Source organism: Bacillus sp. 05T22 (assembly GCF_056396765.1).
Genome location: NZ_JBFTMC010000032.1, coordinates 1 through 17,515 on the forward strand (window position 1 = coordinate 1; position 17,515 = coordinate 17,515).

Below are 17,515 nucleotides of genomic sequence, written 5' to 3' on the forward strand. Positions count from 1 at the left end.
GTTGTATGTCCCTTGGCACCAATGAACATGAAGCGATTCGCATCATCCATGAAGCAATGGATTTAGGAATTAATTTTTTTGATACAGCAGACTTATACAATTATGGATTAAATGAAGAATTTGTTGGAAAAGCTCTTGAGGGAAAACGCGATCAAATTGTTCTTACAACGAAAGTAGGAAACCGCTGGGTCGAGGAGAAAAACGGCTGGTCTTGGGACCCTTCTAAAGCTTATATAAAAGCAGAGGTAAAAGAAAGTTTACGCCGCCTGCAAACGGATTATATTGATTTATATCAACTTCACGGCGGGACAATCGAAGATCCTATCGATGAAACAATCGAAGCATTTGAAGAATTAAAACAAGAAGGTGTGATTCGTCATTACGGAATTTCTTCTATCCGTCCAAATGTCATTCGTGAATATGCAAAACGTTCTAATATCGTTAGTGTATTGATGGAATATAGTCTTTTAAATCGCCAGCCTGAAGAATGGTTTCCACTACTTCAGGAACATCAAATTAGCATCATTGCACGAGGACCACTTGCGAAAGGATTGTTAACTGATAACAATGAAAGAAAGATAGAAAAAGTAAAAGAAAAAGATTATCTTTCTTATTCTTATGATGAGTTAATAAAAACATTAACTACTGTAAAAGAAATTACAAAGGAACGTTCGTTAACTGAGACAGCTCTTCAATATTGTTTACATGACCCGATTGTGGCAGCTGTTATTCCTGGCGCTAGCTCCATCCAGCAACTACAAGAAAATGTACAAGCTAACAATCAATCTCCATTAACAACTGAAGAATATAAACAAATTCAAGCAGCTGTTAAATGCGATACATACACATTACACCGATAAAAAATGCTACCGTAATCGGTAGCATTTTTTTACATCGTATCGTATTTATCAGGATTTGTTCCAACATGTAAATTGCGATCAAGCGTATCAATTTGTTTGATTTCTTCTTCTGTTAATGAAAAATCAAAAATAGTAAAGTTCTCTTGAATACGCGATGGTGTAACAGATTTAGGGATTGTTACAATGCCACTTTGAATATCCCAGCGTAAAATAATTTGAGCAGGCGTTTTTTCATACTTTTTAGCACTTTCTTGAATAATCGGATGCTGAAATACTTCGCCGCCTCTCATTAACGGGCTCCATGCTTCCATTTGAATTTGTTCATTTTGACAAAAATCCCGTAATTCAAACTGTGCAAGCATCGGATGGAGCTCTACTTGGTTCACCATCGGCTTCACATTACAATTTGGCAACAACTGTTCTAAATGGTGCTGATGAAAATTTGAAACACCAATTGCACGTGCTTTTCCTTCTTCATATAATTTCTCAAGAGCACGATATGTATCTATGTATTTCCCTCTTATTGGCCAGTGAATCAAATATAAATCCACATAATCCATTTGTAATTCCTTCAAACTTTTGTCAAATGCTTGAAGTGTTGCTTCATAGCCTTGATCGTCATTCCATACTTTTGTCGTAATAAACAATTCTTCACGTGCGATCCCTGATTCACGAACCGCTTCTCCGACACCGCTTTCATTTTCATATACAGTCGCTGTATCAATAGAGCGATATCCAACTTCTAAAGCTGTTTTTACCGCTTGCTTTACCTCTTCTCCCTCTTTTGCTTTATATACACCTAAACCAAGCATCGGCATTTTCACGCCATTATGAAGTGTAGTTGTTGGAATATACATGATAGGCTGTTCCTCCTTCTTCTCTCCTGCGAATTCTATAGACAGGGTGCCGCTAAATTTTATAACCGTCACTTTATTTGAACAAGATTCTTGAAAAAAGTCAAAAAATATATACAGTTAACATAATAATTTTATTAAATAAGACTGTTATCTTATAGCTTTTGTAAAAACTCCTCTATTTCAGCTGAAGATTTGAAAATAACAATATTTTTCTCAGCAGATACAGCTTGTATTTTCCCCAAAATAGCAGGTCGTTTCACTTTTGGATACGTCCATACCCACTTCAAGAACTCAAAATCTAATTGTTCTTCACACCCTTCTCCCATATCAGGGCGCGTTTTATTATGATATTGTATCCTTCTTTTTATTACGCGATATAAACATTGTATTCTTGGTAAATCAATAAAGATAATGGTATCAGCTGCCTCTAATCGTATATCCATTGTAAATCCATAGTTTCCATCGATAATCCAAGCTTCCTGCGTTACTAATTCTTTTTGTACCTGTATTTGTTCTTCGCGACTTGCTAGCACCCAATCTTTTTTCCAATAGAGTGCATCAAGATGAGATACTGGAAGTTGTAGTATCTCCCCTAATCGCCGTGCAAAAGTTGATTTTCCAGCTCCCCCAGAACCAATAATCATAATCTTTCTCATCTCTTCTCTCCCCTTACAAAAAATAACGCAAGCTTACTCGCTTCCGTTATTTTTTCTCCACTCAAGTGCTTTCTCATCAATATTATGCACGAAGTCATTCTTTCCTTCTGTATATTGATCTCCATCATATGTAAACTTTTCTGCTAAATCTTTTTTCAATGCCGCATATACCTCTGCCTCTTCACAGTGTGCCATCATATAATCGCGAAATGCTAAATGACGTGTAATTTCCGGATTTCCTGTTTCGAAAACATGTAAATGATACGATCGTTTTCCTTCTGTTCCATGAATAAAAAAGCGACGACCCGGGATACCATTCTCACCTTTTACAATGTAGCCAAGTTGTTGAAAACATTCATTCCAATGATCTACGCTCTCAATGTTCTCTACTTCCATAATCATATCAACAATTGGCTTTGCTGCGAGTCCCGGTACTGATGTGCTACCAATGTGATGTAATTTCACATGTTCTGGCATCGCTGCTTTTAACCTCTGTGATTCTATTTGAAATTTCTCACCCCAATGGTTTTCATAAGGAACGACTACAATCTTTCTCATCCCAATTCTCCTTTTCTTATCAAATCGTTAAAAAATCATCAGGACAATTGCACTGATGATTTTTTATATTATTTAAAGTCTTTCCAAGTGAGATTACTTTCACTTAACAGTTCTTCAAACGATTTATTCTTTTCACGTTCCTTTTTCTCTTTACGCTTTCTTTCTTGTTCTTCTAGTTCTTTTTGCTCCGCTCTTACTTGTAATTCTTTCTTCTTACTTTTCAATTGATTCATTAACGATTCATTCAATTGATCACCAAGTGTAATGGAATCCTTCTTCTCTGGCTGATTCATTTGCGTTTGTCTTTGCATTTGTCTCTGTTTCTTTTTCTTCATACTGCTCACCTTTTACTTTTTTCTCCATTATAGGGGAAATACCTTACTCTCGACAATAAAAAAGACCATTCACTTTCGATTTCCCTATTATTTTTATTTTGTAAAGATGTAAAGAGCAAAATAAAAATTTATTAATTTTTATAATAAAAAGAATTTTTATAGCAATAACTCTCTTAATCTATTAAAATTATGTCGTATGATGTCAGATTATAAAAAAGGGAGAGAAAACTCATGTGGAAAAAAGTCATTCCTGCAGCTTTAGTATTAAGTACAATTACTTTTTCAAGTGTATTTGCTGCACCTCCATCTCAAGTACCAGCAGAACAAAATCGCTACATAGACGTACAAATGCTTGGTATTAACGACCTTCACGGTCAATTAGACACTGTAAAGAAAATTAACAACAAAGAAGCAGGGGGAGCTGAATACTTAGCTGCTTATTTACGTGATCGTGAAAAACAAAACCCAAATACACTTATGGTTCATGCTGGCGATATTGTCGGAGCAAGTTCTCCAGTTTCTGCATTATTGCAAGATGAACCTACAATTGAATTTTTAAATGATCTAGGTTTTGATGTTGGAACTATTGGAAATCATGAATTTGACGAAGGTATTAACGAAATGAATCGCCTTATTTACGGTGGGTATCACGAAAAAACAGGGAATTTTAAAGGAGCAAACTTCCCTTATGTTGCTGCAAATTTCTACAATAAATCAACTGGACGCTTATTTCTACCACCATTTACTGTAAAAATGGTACAAGGAGTTCCTGTCGGCTTTATCGGGGTTGTAACAACTGATGTTCCTAACGTTGTTATGCCTACTATGCTAAAAAATGTACAAATTACAGATGAAGTTGAAGCAATTAACACATCCGTAAAACAACTGAAAAAACTAGGTGTTAAATCGATCGTTGTTCTTGCACATAATGGAGGTACAACGGATGATAACGGCGTAACAAATGGCGATATCGTTCGCTTAGCAAATGAGACTGATCCAGAAGTCGATGTCATTTTCGGCGGTCATAGTCACACTTATGTAAATGGAACCGTTAATAACAAACTTGTCGTACAAGCAAATTCTTATGGAATGGCTTTCACTGATGTCGATGTAAAAATTGATCGTAAAACAAAAGATATTATTGAGAAAAAAGCAGAAGTTGTTACAACCTACCATGAAGGAATAAAACCTGACCAACAAGTGAAAAAGAAAATGGATCAGTATCAAGAAAAAATTGCTCCTCTTGTAAATCAGGTTGTTGGAAAATCTACCGCTCCAATGGATCGTAAACAAAATGCCGCGGGTGAATCCACTCTTGGAAATTTAATTGCTGATGTTCAGCGCTCGACCATGAATACTCAAATTGCCCTCATGAATCCTGGTGGTATTCGCAATGATCTAGATGCTGGCGATATTACATGGGGAGAATTATATGGCATTCAACCATTTGGGAATCAATTGATAAAAGTTAATTTAACTGGTCAAGACATTCGAGATATTTTAAATCAACAATGGCAAAAAGACATAACAAGAATGCTTCAAATTTCAGGTATTCAGTACACTTGGGATGCGAATAAACCAAATGGTGAAAAAGTTACAAATATCCACTTAACAAACGGAGAAGAGTTAGTTGCCTCTAAAACTTACAGCGTCGTTGCAAATGCCTTTCTAGCTTCAGGCGGTGATGGATTTGTATCCTTTAAAAATGGAAAAGATGCCGAAACAGGACCAACTGATTTCGAAGCGTTAGTGGATTATGTAAAACAAGTAAAAGAACCGATTCAACCTATTATTGATGGGAGAATTCAAAAAGTTAATTAACTTTTCTTTTAAATAAATTTATAAAAAAGAGAGAAACTATATTATTAAATTATGATTTTCCAAAAATTAATCTTTATGATAAGAACCCTGTATTCCATTAGAATACAGGGCTTTTTATTGATCTCTATGGAGAAAGGACATGCAATAAAAATTCACTTTCCCCTAAATAACCTTTTAAAGGATATGCACTCAGTATATTGATTTCTCGTAGGATATATGAGCAGAAACTGGGAGGCGAACGTATGTATTCTTATTCAAATGATTACAATTTGATATACAGACAAAACGACAAGCTAATTCATGACATTGAAAATGCAATTAACGGAGAGTATAGTGCAATAAATTGCTATGCTAAATTAGCTAATTTAGCTCCACAAGATAATGAACGCAATCAAATACTCGAAATCCGACAAGACGAAATAAAACATTTCCAGCAATTTGTACAAATTTATATTCATTTAACCGGTAAACAACCTCAGCCAAAAATTATTGAACAATGTCCAGATTCTTATGTGAATGGATTAGAATACGCGCTACAAGATGAGCAACGAACAGTCGATTTTTACTTAAAAATTGCAGATGATACTACAGATCAATATATTAAAGAGACATTTCGTAGAACAGCAGCAGATGAACAAAATCACGCCGTTTGGTTCCTATATTATTTTTTAAAAGCTAAAAAATAATAATTGTTTTATACAAAGCAAATGCCTAATCCATGAAGATTTTCTCATCCCCACCTAACTCCTTTACTTTCACTAAAAACTCTAACTATCCACAAATAGCTAGATAAAAATACAGAGGATACATGCTCTTACATTGAACATAGTATCCTTTCTTTCATTTATCCTGATACATTTCATCAGCTTCTTCATATTTCCGCAAAAATTCTATCAACGCTTCTTCTACAATTCTAGATTTATGAATACCTGTTGCATCCGATACAACGTCTAGTTTCTCTAAAATTTCCGTACATATAGAAAAAGTACGTTTTTTCTTCTCATTACTTTTGACTATTTTGGGGATAATAAGTTCCTCTCGTTTTCGCAGTAATTCATAAATTTTTTGCAATTGTTCATAAATCAAAACCTGATAATCTGTTTTTACATATTGAAGCGCAGTAGCTTCTTGAAGATATAAATGGCGGGGCTCTTCTCCCTCTCCAATGAATATTCGTTTCTGCTGTTCACCATCATATTCATATCCAAGCACTCTTAACTTTTTCGACAATGCATATGGGCTCATGTCGAGGCGTTTCGCAATAATAGCAAGTGGTTCACGTTTGTTTAAGCAATCTATAATTTCTCCAACCGTCACTTCCTTCCCCCTCTCCCTGAGCTCTCATAGTTGAAATACAGTCGGCATGTTATGATACAATAATTTCTTAATAGTATATGCAAAATCGTACACCCTTGCGATACATACCATTAGAGAAAAGGAGGTTTTTTATATGCTGTTTCGTAGCCACACTCCACAGTTTTACAACGAATTTAAGAATCCAACTCCAAATAGCGTCGCTACGATAGAAAGCGTGACGATTAACAATCATCAGCAATCTCTACTCATTCGTGGTCAAGACGTAAATCAGCCTATTTTATTATGCTGTCATGGCGGTCCTGGTATGGCGCAAATTGGGTTCATTCGCCATTTTCAAGAAGACTTAGAAAAGCACTTTATTGTTGTCAATTGGGATCAACGCGGAGCTGGAAAATCCTTTTCTTGGCGGGATATAAAAGCACCTTTCACAATTGAACAATTTGTTTTAGATGCACTTGAAGTAATAAAATATCTTCTTTCTCGCTTCAAAAAACAAAAACTATTTCTCGCTGGACATTCTTGGGGAAGTATTATCGGTCTACAAATCGCAAATCAATATCCAGAATACATCGAAGCCTACATTGGCATCGGTCAGATTGTGCATATGAAGCAAAACGAAGAATTGCTCTATCAGCATTTAATTCATTCTGCAAAAAAACATGGACACGAGCGGGCATTGACCTCTCTAACAAAACTAGGAAAACCTCCTTTTCTAGATATGCGGCGTCTTATCATTCAAAGGAAGTGGCTCGGTACATTTGGAGGAGCAGTTCAAAACGGGACTTCGTTTTCTTTCATTCGTAAAGGGATATTTTCTTCAGAATATACATCGCTAGATTGGGTGAGATTTCTCGCAGGAAATATGAAATCTGGGGCATTATGGGAAGAAATGCTGACAGTAGATTTCTTTTCTTCAATCTCAAAACTTTCCGTACCTGTTTATTTTTGTTCTGGTCGTTTCGACTATCAAACACCTTATGCACTCGTTCAACAATATTGCGATACAATTCAAGCACCCATCAAAAAAATGATTTGGTTCCCAAACTCTGCTCATTCACCAAATTTAGAAGAACCTAAACTGTTTGCAAAGTCTTTATGCTCTATTAAACAAGAGCTATCTTTTCCACACTAGTAATCGTTATACCTTTTACATTTCACAGAAAACATTTTATAATTACATGTCGCAACTTTACTCAAGTTAGTAAGTATTTCTATCCAGAATAAGCTGCACAAACAGAAAAAGATCAGGGAGATTACATTTATTATGAACGCTGTACTCATCGCAGTAGCAGTGATGCTACTGCTTAGTTTATTACGTGTCCAAGTCATTGTCGCTATTATCATCGGTGCCTTAACAGGTGGACTAATTGGTGGACTTGGAATTTCAGAAACAATCCATACTTTTACTACGGGTCTTGGAAACAGTGCTCCAATCGCTTTAAGTTACGCCATGCTCGGAGGTTTTGCTATTTCTCTTTCCAAAACAGGTCTGCCCGACGCTATGATTCATACTGCACTGAACTTAGTTGGTAACGAAAAAGACACACAAAAGCAAACATATTCAAAAATACTCATTTTATTTATTATTTTGGCAATGGCTTGTTTTTCACAAAATGTTATTCCGGTTCATATTGCTTTTATCCCTATTCTAATTCCAGCGCTTTTAAAAGTACTAAATGAACTGAAAGTGGACCGCCGGCTTGTTACATGTATTATTACATTCGGATTAATCACTCCTTACATGTGGGTTCCAGCTGGATTTGGAAAAATTTATCACGATGTACTACAAACAAATGCACAGCAAAGCGGACTTACATTTGATGTAGCGCTCATCCCAAAAGCAATGACAATTCCAGCAATAGGAATGATTATCGGCCTATGTATCGCTGTTTTCATTACATATCGTAAACCGCGTACTTATCACACCGAACCTATTCATGCCGCATCTGATGAAGCCGCTCCTTATACAAAAAGAAGCATTTCCTTTGGGTTATTGTCTATTATCGCAACACTAAGTGTGCAGCTAGCAACAGAATCCATGATTTTTGGCGCACTAGCTGGAATCATTGTATTATCCGTTAGTGGTAGCCTTCCTTTAAAAGAAGCTGATGCTATTTTAACAAGTGGTATGCGAATGATGTCATTTATCGGTTTCGTCATGATTTCTGCCGCTGGATTCGGAGCAGTTCTTCGGAAAACAGGGCATGTTGAATCACTTGTTCAGACAAGCGTCAATTTAATTGGAAACAACAAACCGCTCGCTGCCTTTCTTATGCTTGTTATCGGTCTGCTCGTTACGATGGGAATCGGTTCTTCCTTTTCTACCATTCCGATTTTAACAACCATCTTCGTCCCGCTATGTATCCAACTTGGGTTTAGCCCGATGGCAACCATCGCTATTATCGGTACAGCTGGTGCATTAGGTGATGCTGGTTCTCCAGCATCTGATAGTACACTAGGACCTACCTCAGGTTTAAATGCTGATGGCAGGCATCATCATATATGGGATACGTGTGTCCCAACTTTTCTTCACTACAATATTCCGTTACTTATATTCGGCTTTATTGCTGCTATAACATTATAAAAAAGGTGCGTTTACTAGACGCACCTTTTACTTTGTAGATTCTCGTTCGATTAATATAAACTCTTGCTTCACTTCCTCAAGTTTTACTTGTTCCTTTTTCATTTTCCCTACCAATCTTTGTACAGCTAATACTCCTTGCTTTTCAAAAGAATTTCCAATTGTTGTCAAAGATGGTGTAACCCATTCACCTTGTAAACTTCCCTTAAAACCAATGACTTGTAAATGATTCGGTATATGGAGATCAAGAGCATTCGCCGCGCGAATTGTAGCAATTGCAATCGCATCGCTAGCAGCTACTATACCATCTATATAAGGTTGCTTCCGTAATAATTCAGCAATTTGACTTTCCTCATCTTGTCCCTTTATTTTTTCTTCTCGATAAGCAATTCCTTCATCCCAAACAGCATCTAAAAAACCAGCAGTGTGCCCTTCCATTGCTTCGTCTTCTATCTTGTCCCCAATATAAGCAAGAAAATGACAACCTTTTTCTTTCAATACAGTAACGGCCTTTCTAGCACTTTCATAATATGTAGAAATAGATGCTGCCTCTGTTCCGCCCTCAAGTACAACAAATGGAAGGGAAAGTTGCTTCACATGCTCAAATACATCTTTCGTCATAATAACGCCAGCAATATTATTTTGCATTAATATATCTATATATCCTATTTTATTTTCTGTATTACAAATAACAATTTGATATCCTTCTTTATATGCAGTCTCTTCTACTGAACGAAGTAATGTTATATAGGATGGATCTTCTAAATTTGATACTAATATAGCAATCATTGTCGAAGATTTTTTAAATAATGCCTTCGCTACAGCATTTGGTTTATACTGTAGTTCTTCAATTGCTTGTTTTACTTGTTTTACTGTATCCTCATGAACATACCCTTTTTCATTAATGACTCGTGAAACGGTTGCGACTGAAACACCGGCCAATTTTGCAACATCACGTATGGTTGCCACATCGTCACCCCTTAATATGGTAATAGCTTACAATTTAAACCTAAAACAAAGTAGGGCATTCGTCAAGAATATTATTTTATATTTCTGAAAATTGTTACACAAAATACTTCTTCCATTTTCCATCTTCAACATATATAAAGATGGATTTTATAAATTCATTTTTTCTAGTTGAATTTCATGTAAAATCGCGATGTTATCATAGCCAATAAGCGKAATTTCTCGCTTTATCTTCCTCGCTTCCTTGACCGCATCAATATATAAATTCGTCATCACAAAACCACGTTTCTGATAAAAACGAAGTGCGTTTGTATTATCGTTTGTTGTAATAAGCCACACATTTTTACAACATTGTTTTTTTGCAATATCAATTACGTACTCTACAAGCTTAGTTCCAATTCCCTTGTTCTTCTTAAAGCTATCTAAAGAAACAATCTCACAATCATTTTCTTTTATTTCATATGTAATAATTCCTATTATTCTGTTATCTTCAATTGCAATAAAACCAGGCAATTGATCTAACTGATGTGCTCTTTCACGTGAAACCATCAACGTGCTTCCCCAATTTTCATGCATAAAAAGTGCAATTGTTTCTCTCATTTCCACTGTGATTTTTTGTATTCGAATCATGTCCCACTCTCTCCCCTTTTTACATCATTATGATACAATATAAGTGTATCATATGCAGAGATATTTGGAGGATGAGGTAAGATATGAAACGTTTTTTCACAGCATTGCTAACCATAATAGGAGCATTAATTGGTATCGGTATTTTCTTTACCAATAAAGTAATGTATTTAAAGAAAAAAACAGAGGAAGAAATTTTAGAACGTGAAACAAAAAAACACTTTCGCTTAGAGAATTTTAACGCCATTCCAAAAGAAGAGGTTTGTATCCCGTCTCAATTTAAATACGATCTTCACGGCTACTACATTTCTGCAGGCAATTCTAATAAATTTATGATTTTTTGCCACGGTGTAACCGTAAATAAAATAAACTCTGTCAAATATGCAAATTTATTTTTAAACAGAGGCTACAATGTATTTATTTATGATCATCGTCGCCATGGTAAAACAGGTGGTAAAACGACAAGTTATGGCTATTACGAAAAATATGATTTAAAGACGGTAGTTGACTGGCTCAAAGACCGTTTTGGTACAAATATTATACTTGGTGTTCATGGAGAATCAATGGGAGCAGCGACATTGCTACAATACGCAGGTATGGTGGAAGACGGTGCTGATTTTTACATTGCAGATTGTCCATTTTCTGACTTCTACGAACAATTACACCATCGCTTAAAAGTCGAGTTTCATTTACCAAAATGGCCACTACTACCATTGGCAAATGCCGTTTTAAAAGTACGAGACGGTTATACAATACGTGAAGTTTCTCCTATCGATTGTGTAAAAAACATAAATAATCCAGTCCTTTTTATTCATAGTAAAGACGATGACTATATTTTATGTGATATGACAAAAGCCCTTTATGAAGCAAAAGAAAATAATAAACAGCTCTTTATTGCAGAACACGGTGCACACGCTTGCTCTTATAACGAAAATAAACAAGAGTATGAGGATGCCGTTGATCAATTCTTAGAAACATATGTAAAAGAAACAAAAAACAGGCTTGCATAAGCCTGTTTTTTCATGTTACTGCGCTAAAACATCTGTAACTTGTTCCATATTTTCAGAAATCCATTTTACCGCTTCATCAAGCGTTTGAAATTCTGTCGTTTGAAATGTTACCTCATCTTGCAAAAGCCACACATCTTTTGCTTCTTGTCCCACACCTGCAATCGACCAATGAAGTAAGCTATATGGATGATTATCATTTAAAAATGATGCCCAAGTGCGCTCATTTGCAATAATTTGTAATGTACGTAATTGTTTATTCATGTTTCGTCACCTTACTGTATTTCAGTTATAAACGTTATTATAACATTCTCTGCCCCTACACACAAAGAACTGTTTTCTTATTGTCAAGTGCTTCCTACAATTATATGATGAACATAAGCGTTTGAGAGGAGGGGAATAACGTTGGTAAAAGTTCAAATTAAAGTAAATGATAATGGTTCATTTCGCATTACAGGGGATGTGGAATTAATCGACTCACAAGGGAATGCTTTCCCGGCAAAACCTGCATTTTCTTTATGTCGCTGTGGCTTATCAAAAAATATGCCTTATTGCGACGCTTCGCATAAAGGAAAATTTGAATCTGTTGTTCGAGCACCAAAGGGAGAATAATGATATAAGAAGCACGCGCAATGACTTGCGCGCGCTTCTTATATATGCCCTATATAAAAACCTAAAAATGCCGAAAAAATGCCTAGCATATAACTCATTATTAAATACAATACAGCCTTTTGTCCTTCTCGCTTATGTATCAATTGAACAATTTCAAGCTTAAATGTTGAAAAAGTAGTAAATGCTCCCATAAATCCTGTTCCGCATAATAATAGCCATGTACTACTCACCTCGGCTCCATACAATAAACCTAGTAAAAATGAGCCTAATATATTTACAAATAGTGTTCCATATGGAAACAAGCTTCCGTACTTTTCTTTCATTGCATTACTAATAGAAAATCTAGCAATTGCTCCGAAAAAACCACCGATTCCTACAAGCAAAATATTCATAGTGCTCCTTCTTTCTTCATGCTTCTTTCTTCATGCTTTTTTCATATAATGCATTTCCAAGATAAAACCCAAATAAAGAAAAGAGCAATCCTCCAACTACACTTGTACTCACATAATAAAATGCCATAAGAAACGCTTCATGCTGCATGAATTTCAACGTCTCTACGTTAAATGTTGAAAAAGTGGTAAAAGAACCAATCATTCCTGTTCCAATGCTACTCATTATCACTTGTGAAACATGTTTCATACGAAACAAATACATCGTTAAAAATGCCAATAAAAAACTACCAATCATATTCGCTGACCATGTTGCCAGCGGAAAAGAATCGACTGAATGAATACCAACCCATTGTCCTAATTCGTACCGTGCTAAAGCTCCAACAATACCACCGATTCCTACTGCAATATATTTCATATTTCCACCTCATTTATGTATGTATTGAAGTCTTTCCCATACTAGTATAACAAAGTTTATTTCACCCTTCATTTTCATACAATTCTTCACATTCAAATATTTTTTACTATCCTTTTTTCTTTTTTGTGCTATAATGTGAGCAAACAGCATCCTTCGGGGTCGGGTGAAATTCCCAACCGGCGGTGATGAAGTGCACACTTCTAAGTCCGTGACCCGTTTCCAACTCGGAAACGGTGGATCTAGTGAAAATCTAGGGCCGACAGTATAGTCTGGATGGGAGAAGGATATGTTTTCTAGTGCTTATATAGCGAATACACTTTTATTTTGGCGTACACATTTTTACTGATTCGTTTTGAATCACTGTATATGTTTTATTTCATATACCTATTTTTCTATGCTGAAATAAAAAGATACGACTAGCGTATAAAAAATTGATAGTTTGCTAGGCTTTTTTCTCGTGCAAAAATATCARTYATCGTTAGGYTTCTTTCCTATACTYTCGTATTCGAACTATATTTCTAGAAATCACGTCTCCCAAACCCCAAGGATACTATTATCCTTGGGATTTTTTGATTTTTCTTAGGAGAGGTGAAAAGAATGACAGACCAAGAATATATGAGGATTGCCTTGCAATTAGCACAAAATACTGCAGGTCAAACAAGTCCAAATCCAATGGTCGGTGCTGTTGTTGTAAAAGATGGAAACATCGTTGGAATGGGAGCTCATCTGCGCGCAGGCGAAGAACACGCTGAAGTTCACGCTCTTCGCATAGCCGGTGATAAAGCAAACGGCTCCACTGTATATGTAACGTTAGAGCCGTGTAGTCACTTTGGGAAAACTCCACCGTGCTGCGATCTACTTATTGAAAAAAAGGTGAAACGTGTTGTAATTGCCACACTTGATTGCAATCCGCTCGTTTCAGGTAACGGTGCAAAACGTTTGCAAAAAGCTGGTATTAGCGTAACTACTGGTGTTCTCGAAGAAGAAGCCACCGCATTAAACCGGTACTTTTTCCACTATATGAAAACGAAACTGCCGTTTGTAACAATAAAAACAGCGATGAGTTTAGATGGAAAAATAGCAACTACTACCGGGGAAAGCAAATGGATTACAGGTGAAGTTGCTCGCACAGATGTCCATCAATATCGTCATACGCACGATGCCATCCTTATCGGAGTGAATACTGTCATAGCTGATAATCCATCTTTAACAACACGCCTTCCAAACGGCGGCAAGCATCCGATTCGTATTATTTTAGATACACATTTACGAACTCCGCTATCCTCTCGTGTCATTACAGACGAGATGGCACCAACATGGATTATTGTTGGAAAAGATGTAAATAAAGAAAAAATAGCGGGCTACGAATCTCAGGCGGTATCTGTACTTCAAATGAAGACGAGCCAAATTGAAATACGCGACCTTCTCCTCCTTCTCGGTCAGAAACAAATCCTTTCACTCTTTGTTGAAGGTGGACAATCGGTACACGCGAGCTTTTTAGAAACAAAGTGTTTCAATGAAATTGTGACCTATATAAGTCCAAAATTAATCGGCGGAAAAGATGCTCCAACTATGTTTGGTGGCACCGGCTTTATAAAATTGCAAGATGCAATTTCCTTGCAAATTCAAGAGATGAAACAAATTGGTGATGATATAAAAATCGTTGCTAGTGTGCGAAATGAGGTGCCTGCATGTTTACAGGAATTGTAGAAGAACTTGGAACTGTTTCGAATATCAGGCAAAGCGGAGAAGCGATGAAGCTAACAATTGCAGCAAACACAATCTTGTCAGACGTAAAACTAGGAGACAGTATTGCTGTAAATGGGATCTGTTTAACCGTCACTTCTTTTACAGCGTCTTCTTTTACTGTTGATGCGATGCCTGAAACGGTGCGAGCGACATCACTACGTATGCTCGGCACCAGTTCTAAAGTAAATTTAGAACGAGCAATGGCTGCAAACGGACGCTTTGGTGGACATTTCGTCACAGGGCATATCGATGGAATTGGAACCATTTTAAATAAAAAACAGCACTACAATGCTATATATTACAAAATTGGAATTCCAGATGATTTACTCCGTTATTGTTTACAAAAAGGGTCCATTGCTGTTGATGGCACAAGTTTAACAATATTTGATATAGATGAATCTTCCATTACAATCTCGCTCATTCCACATACAGTAAGCGAATCCATCATTGGTAAAAAAGCGGCGGGGGATATTGTGAATATTGAATGTGACATGATTGGAAAATATATCGAACGTTTTATTTCAAAGCCAACAAAGCGAAGCACTTCAGTTACAGAAAGCTTTTTACAAGAAAACGGATTTCTATAAGGAGGAAGCACAATGTTTCATCGTATTGAAGAAGCACTAGAAGATTTAAAACAAGGAAAAGTCGTCATCGTATGTGATGATGAAAGCCGTGAAAACGAAGGAGATTTCATCGCTTTAGCAGAGAACATTACACCAGAAACAATTAATTTTATGATTACACATGGCCGTGGCCTTGTCTGTGTACCGATTACAGAACAATATGCGGAACGCTTACAGTTAGAGCCTATGGTTTCTCATAATACAGATTCTCATCATACTGCGTTTACAGTAAGCGTTGACCATATTTCTACAACAACAGGTATTAGTGCTTACGAACGTGCAACGACTGTGCGCGAATTATTAAATCCGGATTCAAAAGGAACAGATTTTAATCGTCCGGGTCATATCTTTCCTTTAATCGCCAAAGAAGGTGGAGTCCTGCGCCGCGCTGGGCATACAGAGGCAGCTGTTGATTTAGCAAAATTATGTGGCGCAGAACCAGCTGGAGTTATTTGTGAAATTATAAAAGAAGACGGCACGATGGCACGTGTTCCTGATTTAGTACAAGTTGCAAAACAATTTAATATAAAAATGATTACAATTGAAGATTTAATCGCCTATCGCCGCCATCATGAAACACTTGTAACAAGGGAGATTGAAATTACATTACCGACAGATTTCGGTACATTTCATGCAATCGGTTATTCCAACTCACTGGATCAGAAAGAACATATCGCTCTCGTAAAAGGAGACATTTCTACTGGTGAACCTGTTCTCGTTCGTGTGCATTCTGAATGTTTAACTGGCGATGTTTTCGGTTCATGCCGCTGTGACTGTGGTCCACAGCTTCATGCTGCTCTTTCTCAAATTGAACGAGAAGGAAAAGGTGTTCTTCTTTATATGCGCCAAGAAGGCCGCGGGATTGGCTTGCTGAATAAGCTCCGTGCATACAAATTACAAGAAGAAGGATTAGATACTGTTGAGGCAAATGAAAAACTAGGATTTCCTGCCGATCTTCGCGATTACGGCATTGGTGCCCAAATCTTAAAAGATCTAGGGTTACAGCAATTGCGTTTATTAACGAATAATCCAAGAAAAATCGCAGGTTTGCAAGGTTATGATTTAGAAGTTGTCGAACGCGTACCATTGCAAATGCCAACAAAAGAAGAAAACAAAACATATTTACAAACAAAGGTAGAAAAATTAGGTCACCTATTAAACTTATAATCTATTAATTATAATTAAAGGAGAGATATATTATGGTATTCGAAGGTCATTTAGTTGGTACAGGATTAAAAGTAGGGATTGTTGTTGGACGTTTCAATGAATTTATTACGAGCAAACTACTAGGCGGTGCACTAGACGGTTTAAAACGACATGGTGTACAAGAAAATGATATTGATGTTGCATGGGTTCCAGGCGCATTTGAAATCCCATTAATTGCAAAGAAAATGGCAAACAGCGGCAAATACGATGCTGTCATTACACTAGGTACAGTCATTCGCGGTGCTACAACTCATTATGATTATGTTTGTAATGAAGTTGCAAAAGGTGTTGCCTCTTTATCATTACAAACAGACATTCCAGTTATTTTCGGCGTATTAACGACTGAAACAATTGAACAAGCAATTGAACGTGCTGGCACAAAAGCTGGCAACAAAGGATATGAATCCGCAGTTGCTGCTATTGAAATGGCTCATTTATCAAAACAATGGGCATAAAAAAAGAGGCTTTCGCCTCTTTTTTCTTCTATTTATTTTTCCACTTTTTTCCGCACATCTTTTATCAATTCAGCCATCGTTTTTCCTTCTGTCTTAATACGAAGATTTTGAGCTGTTTTCCAGACATTTTCTCGCTTCTTTTCTTCCTCTACAATATGTAGCTCTTTTCTTACTTCTTTTAGATCTTTCCCTTCAGTTTCAATACCAAAATGCTCAGCTTTTGTTCGAAAATGCTGTTCGATTCTTTGCTGCATTTCTTTCTGTTCCGGATTTCCAGCTGCCTTAACAGGGTCAGTACTTATTGCCTTTAATAAAATAAGAAAAGTCATAATAGCTAATATATATTTGTGCATGTGAAATCCTCCAACCCGAGATAAATTACACCTTTACTATGTACAATTACAGGATGGAAAATTCGTCCACACAATTAATTTTTTTCACTAAAATCCGCTTATCCGAAGGCTTGAAGGTACTT

The 17,515-nt window shown here is 36.4% G+C and carries 22 protein-coding genes and 1 riboswitch; of the genes, 11 read left to right on the forward strand and 11 right to left on the reverse strand.

The annotated features are described in order from the left end of the window. Nucleotides 1-860: aldo/keto reductase (locus AC1DIT_RS12360; protein ID WP_476998216.1), on the forward strand; the 860-nt coding region annotated here is incomplete at its 5' end. Nucleotides 861-889: 29 nt separating this feature from the next. Here AC1DIT_RS12360 and AC1DIT_RS12365 read toward each other — a convergent pair. The 4 genes from AC1DIT_RS12365 to AC1DIT_RS12380 form a co-directional block, all read right to left on the reverse strand. Then, nucleotides 890-1,717, reverse strand: a complete 828-nt coding sequence (locus AC1DIT_RS12365) for an aldo/keto reductase (RefSeq protein WP_016133239.1) — start codon at nucleotides 1,715-1,717, stop codon at nucleotides 890-892. A 152-nt stretch (nucleotides 1,718-1,869) separates the two neighbouring features. After that, nucleotides 1,870-2,373, reverse strand: a complete 504-nt coding sequence (locus AC1DIT_RS12370; RefSeq protein WP_016116182.1) for a DNA topology modulation protein — start codon at nucleotides 2,371-2,373, stop codon at nucleotides 1,870-1,872. Nucleotides 2,374-2,406: 33 nt separating this feature from the next. After that, nucleotides 2,407-2,931: a GrpB family protein gene (locus tag AC1DIT_RS12375; protein ID WP_016116183.1), complete on the reverse strand. Its 525-nt coding sequence runs from the start codon at nucleotides 2,929-2,931 to the stop codon at nucleotides 2,407-2,409. Between the two features lie 68 nt (nucleotides 2,932-2,999). Continuing rightward, on the reverse strand, nucleotides 3,000-3,266 hold the full coding sequence (locus tag AC1DIT_RS12380) for a YqkE family protein (RefSeq protein ID WP_016116184.1): 267 nt from the start codon (nucleotides 3,264-3,266) through the stop codon (nucleotides 3,000-3,002). A 231-nt stretch (nucleotides 3,267-3,497) separates the two neighbouring features. On the opposite strand from AC1DIT_RS12380, the gene AC1DIT_RS12385 reads away from it, so the two are divergent. Together AC1DIT_RS12385 and AC1DIT_RS12390 are read left to right on the forward strand one after the other, a co-directional pair. Further along, nucleotides 3,498-5,087: a bifunctional metallophosphatase/5'-nucleotidase gene (locus AC1DIT_RS12385; protein ID WP_016133240.1), complete on the forward strand. Its 1,590-nt coding sequence runs from the start codon at nucleotides 3,498-3,500 to the stop codon at nucleotides 5,085-5,087. Between the two features lie 242 nt (nucleotides 5,088-5,329). After that, a complete protein-coding gene (locus AC1DIT_RS12390; RefSeq protein ID WP_016116186.1) occupies nucleotides 5,330-5,773 on the forward strand; it encodes a ferritin-like domain-containing protein in 444 nt (147 codons plus the stop codon). Nucleotides 5,774-5,927: 154 nt separating this feature from the next. On the opposite strand, the gene AC1DIT_RS12395 is transcribed toward AC1DIT_RS12390, so the two are convergent. Then, nucleotides 5,928-6,404, reverse strand: a complete 477-nt coding sequence (locus AC1DIT_RS12395; RefSeq protein WP_016116187.1) for a ribbon-helix-helix domain-containing protein — start codon at nucleotides 6,402-6,404, stop codon at nucleotides 5,928-5,930. Nucleotides 6,405-6,537: 133 nt separating this feature from the next. Between AC1DIT_RS12395 and AC1DIT_RS12400 the strand changes: the two genes are divergently transcribed. Together AC1DIT_RS12400 and AC1DIT_RS12405 are read left to right on the forward strand one after the other, a co-directional pair. Beyond that, nucleotides 6,538-7,536 carry an alpha/beta fold hydrolase gene (locus AC1DIT_RS12400; RefSeq protein WP_016116188.1) on the forward strand — a complete coding sequence of 333 codons (999 nt, stop codon included), beginning with the start codon at nucleotides 6,538-6,540 and terminating at the stop codon, nucleotides 7,534-7,536. A gap of 132 nt (nucleotides 7,537-7,668) precedes the next feature. After that, entirely contained in the window at nucleotides 7,669-8,988 is a 1,320-nt protein-coding gene (locus tag AC1DIT_RS12405; protein WP_016116189.1) for a Na+/H+ antiporter family protein, read from the forward strand. A 27-nt stretch (nucleotides 8,989-9,015) separates the two neighbouring features. Here the strand turns inward: AC1DIT_RS12405 and AC1DIT_RS12410 are convergent, their stop codons facing one another. Together AC1DIT_RS12410 and AC1DIT_RS12415 are read right to left on the reverse strand one after the other, a co-directional pair. Further along, complete coding sequence (locus AC1DIT_RS12410; protein WP_016116190.1) at nucleotides 9,016-9,954, reverse strand: LacI family DNA-binding transcriptional regulator; 939 nt, start codon at nucleotides 9,952-9,954, stop codon at nucleotides 9,016-9,018. Nucleotides 9,955-10,101: 147 nt separating this feature from the next. Continuing rightward, complete coding sequence (locus tag AC1DIT_RS12415) at nucleotides 10,102-10,581, reverse strand: GNAT family N-acetyltransferase (RefSeq protein ID WP_476998217.1); 480 nt, start codon at nucleotides 10,579-10,581, stop codon at nucleotides 10,102-10,104. Between the two features lie 83 nt (nucleotides 10,582-10,664). On the opposite strand from AC1DIT_RS12415, the gene AC1DIT_RS12420 reads away from it, so the two are divergent. Further along, nucleotides 10,665-11,588: an alpha/beta hydrolase gene (locus AC1DIT_RS12420; protein WP_016133242.1), complete on the forward strand. Its 924-nt coding sequence runs from the start codon at nucleotides 10,665-10,667 to the stop codon at nucleotides 11,586-11,588. A 15-nt stretch (nucleotides 11,589-11,603) separates the two neighbouring features. On the opposite strand, the gene AC1DIT_RS12425 is transcribed toward AC1DIT_RS12420, so the two are convergent. Continuing rightward, the gene (locus AC1DIT_RS12425) at nucleotides 11,604-11,849 is read right to left on the reverse strand and encodes a DUF2552 family protein (RefSeq protein ID WP_016116193.1); all 246 of its coding nucleotides are present in this window, start codon (nucleotides 11,847-11,849) and stop codon (nucleotides 11,604-11,606) included. Nucleotides 11,850-11,990: 141 nt separating this feature from the next. On the opposite strand from AC1DIT_RS12425, the gene AC1DIT_RS12430 reads away from it, so the two are divergent. Beyond that, entirely contained in the window at nucleotides 11,991-12,197 is a 207-nt protein-coding gene (locus AC1DIT_RS12430) for a CDGSH iron-sulfur domain-containing protein (protein ID WP_016116194.1), read from the forward strand. 38 nt (nucleotides 12,198-12,235) lie between these two features. Here the strand turns inward: AC1DIT_RS12430 and crcB (AC1DIT_RS12435) are convergent, their stop codons facing one another. Continuing rightward, complete coding sequence (gene crcB, locus AC1DIT_RS12435; RefSeq protein ID WP_016116195.1) at nucleotides 12,236-12,589, reverse strand: fluoride efflux transporter CrcB; 354 nt, start codon at nucleotides 12,587-12,589, stop codon at nucleotides 12,236-12,238. A gap of 16 nt (nucleotides 12,590-12,605) precedes the next feature. After that, nucleotides 12,606-13,004, reverse strand: a complete 399-nt coding sequence (crcB, locus tag AC1DIT_RS12440) for a fluoride efflux transporter CrcB (RefSeq protein ID WP_016116196.1) — start codon at nucleotides 13,002-13,004, stop codon at nucleotides 12,606-12,608. Nucleotides 13,005-13,149: 145 nt separating this feature from the next. Further along, a riboswitch (FMN riboswitch) is annotated at nucleotides 13,150-13,293 on the forward strand. Nucleotides 13,294-13,601: 308 nt separating this feature from the next. Here crcB (AC1DIT_RS12440) and ribD point away from each other — a divergent pair. The 4 genes from ribD to ribH are packed head-to-tail and all read left to right on the forward strand — an operon-like array spanning nucleotide 13,602 to nucleotide 17,040. Beyond that, nucleotides 13,602-14,714, forward strand: a complete 1,113-nt coding sequence (gene ribD, locus AC1DIT_RS12445) for a bifunctional diaminohydroxyphosphoribosylaminopyrimidine deaminase/5-amino-6-(5-phosphoribosylamino)uracil reductase RibD (RefSeq protein WP_016116197.1) — start codon at nucleotides 13,602-13,604, stop codon at nucleotides 14,712-14,714. Continuing rightward, complete coding sequence (ribE, locus tag AC1DIT_RS12450) at nucleotides 14,696-15,340, forward strand: riboflavin synthase (RefSeq protein WP_016116198.1); 645 nt, start codon at nucleotides 14,696-14,698, stop codon at nucleotides 15,338-15,340. The genes ribD and ribE overlap by 19 nt, the downstream gene beginning before the upstream one ends. Nucleotides 15,341-15,352: 12 nt before the next feature. Beyond that, nucleotides 15,353-16,546 (forward strand): bifunctional 3,4-dihydroxy-2-butanone-4-phosphate synthase/GTP cyclohydrolase II, encoded by a 1,194-nt coding sequence (locus AC1DIT_RS12455; protein WP_016116199.1) that lies wholly within the window; start codon nucleotides 15,353-15,355, stop codon nucleotides 16,544-16,546. A 32-nt stretch (nucleotides 16,547-16,578) separates the two neighbouring features. Beyond that, a complete protein-coding gene (gene ribH / locus AC1DIT_RS12460) occupies nucleotides 16,579-17,040 on the forward strand; it encodes a 6,7-dimethyl-8-ribityllumazine synthase (protein ID WP_016116200.1) in 462 nt (153 codons plus the stop codon). 32 nt (nucleotides 17,041-17,072) lie between these two features. Here the strand turns inward: ribH and AC1DIT_RS12465 are convergent, their stop codons facing one another. Continuing rightward, nucleotides 17,073-17,393, reverse strand: coding sequence for a hypothetical protein (locus AC1DIT_RS12465; RefSeq protein WP_016116201.1), 321 nt, complete (start codon nucleotides 17,391-17,393; stop codon nucleotides 17,073-17,075). Nucleotides 17,394-17,515 lie beyond the last annotated feature (122 nt).

Bases quoted from the DNA above. Each gene is read 5' to 3' on its own strand.
- AC1DIT_RS12405 (WP_016116189.1), top strand. From the start codon at position 7,669: ATGAACGCTGTACTCATCGCAGTAGCAGTGATGCTACTGCTTAGTTTA.
- AC1DIT_RS12425 (WP_016116193.1), bottom strand. From the start codon at position 11,849: ATGAATAAACAATTACGTACATTACAAATTATTGCAAATGAGCGCACT.
- AC1DIT_RS12455 (WP_016116199.1), top strand. From the start codon at position 15,353: ATGTTTCATCGTATTGAAGAAGCACTAGAAGATTTAAAACAAGGAAAA.
- AC1DIT_RS12465 (WP_016116201.1), bottom strand. From the start codon at position 17,393: ATGCACAAATATATATTAGCTATTATGACTTTTCTTATTTTATTAAAG.
- crcB (WP_016116196.1), bottom strand. From the start codon at position 13,004: ATGAAATATATTGCAGTAGGAATCGGTGGTATTGTTGGAGCTTTAGCA.
- AC1DIT_RS12370 (WP_016116182.1), bottom strand. From the start codon at position 2,373: ATGAGAAAGATTATGATTATTGGTTCTGGGGGAGCTGGAAAATCAACT.
- AC1DIT_RS12385 (WP_016133240.1), top strand. From the start codon at position 3,498: ATGTGGAAAAAAGTCATTCCTGCAGCTTTAGTATTAAGTACAATTACT.
- AC1DIT_RS12375 (WP_016116183.1), bottom strand. From the start codon at position 2,931: ATGAGAAAGATTGTAGTCGTTCCTTATGAAAACCATTGGGGTGAGAAA.
- AC1DIT_RS12420 (WP_016133242.1), top strand. From the start codon at position 10,665: ATGAAACGTTTTTTCACAGCATTGCTAACCATAATAGGAGCATTAATT.
- AC1DIT_RS12390 (WP_016116186.1), top strand. From the start codon at position 5,330: ATGTATTCTTATTCAAATGATTACAATTTGATATACAGACAAAACGAC.
- ribH (WP_016116200.1), top strand. From the start codon at position 16,579: ATGGTATTCGAAGGTCATTTAGTTGGTACAGGATTAAAAGTAGGGATT.
- AC1DIT_RS12380 (WP_016116184.1), bottom strand. From the start codon at position 3,266: ATGAAGAAAAAGAAACAGAGACAAATGCAAAGACAAACGCAAATGAAT.
- crcB (WP_016116195.1), bottom strand. From the start codon at position 12,589: ATGAATATTTTGCTTGTAGGAATCGGTGGTTTTTTCGGAGCAATTGCT.
- ribD (WP_016116197.1), top strand. From the start codon at position 13,602: ATGACAGACCAAGAATATATGAGGATTGCCTTGCAATTAGCACAAAAT.
- ribE (WP_016116198.1), top strand. From the start codon at position 14,696: ATGTTTACAGGAATTGTAGAAGAACTTGGAACTGTTTCGAATATCAGG.
- AC1DIT_RS12365 (WP_016133239.1), bottom strand. From the start codon at position 1,717: ATGTATATTCCAACAACTACACTTCATAATGGCGTGAAAATGCCGATG.
- AC1DIT_RS12400 (WP_016116188.1), top strand. From the start codon at position 6,538: ATGCTGTTTCGTAGCCACACTCCACAGTTTTACAACGAATTTAAGAAT.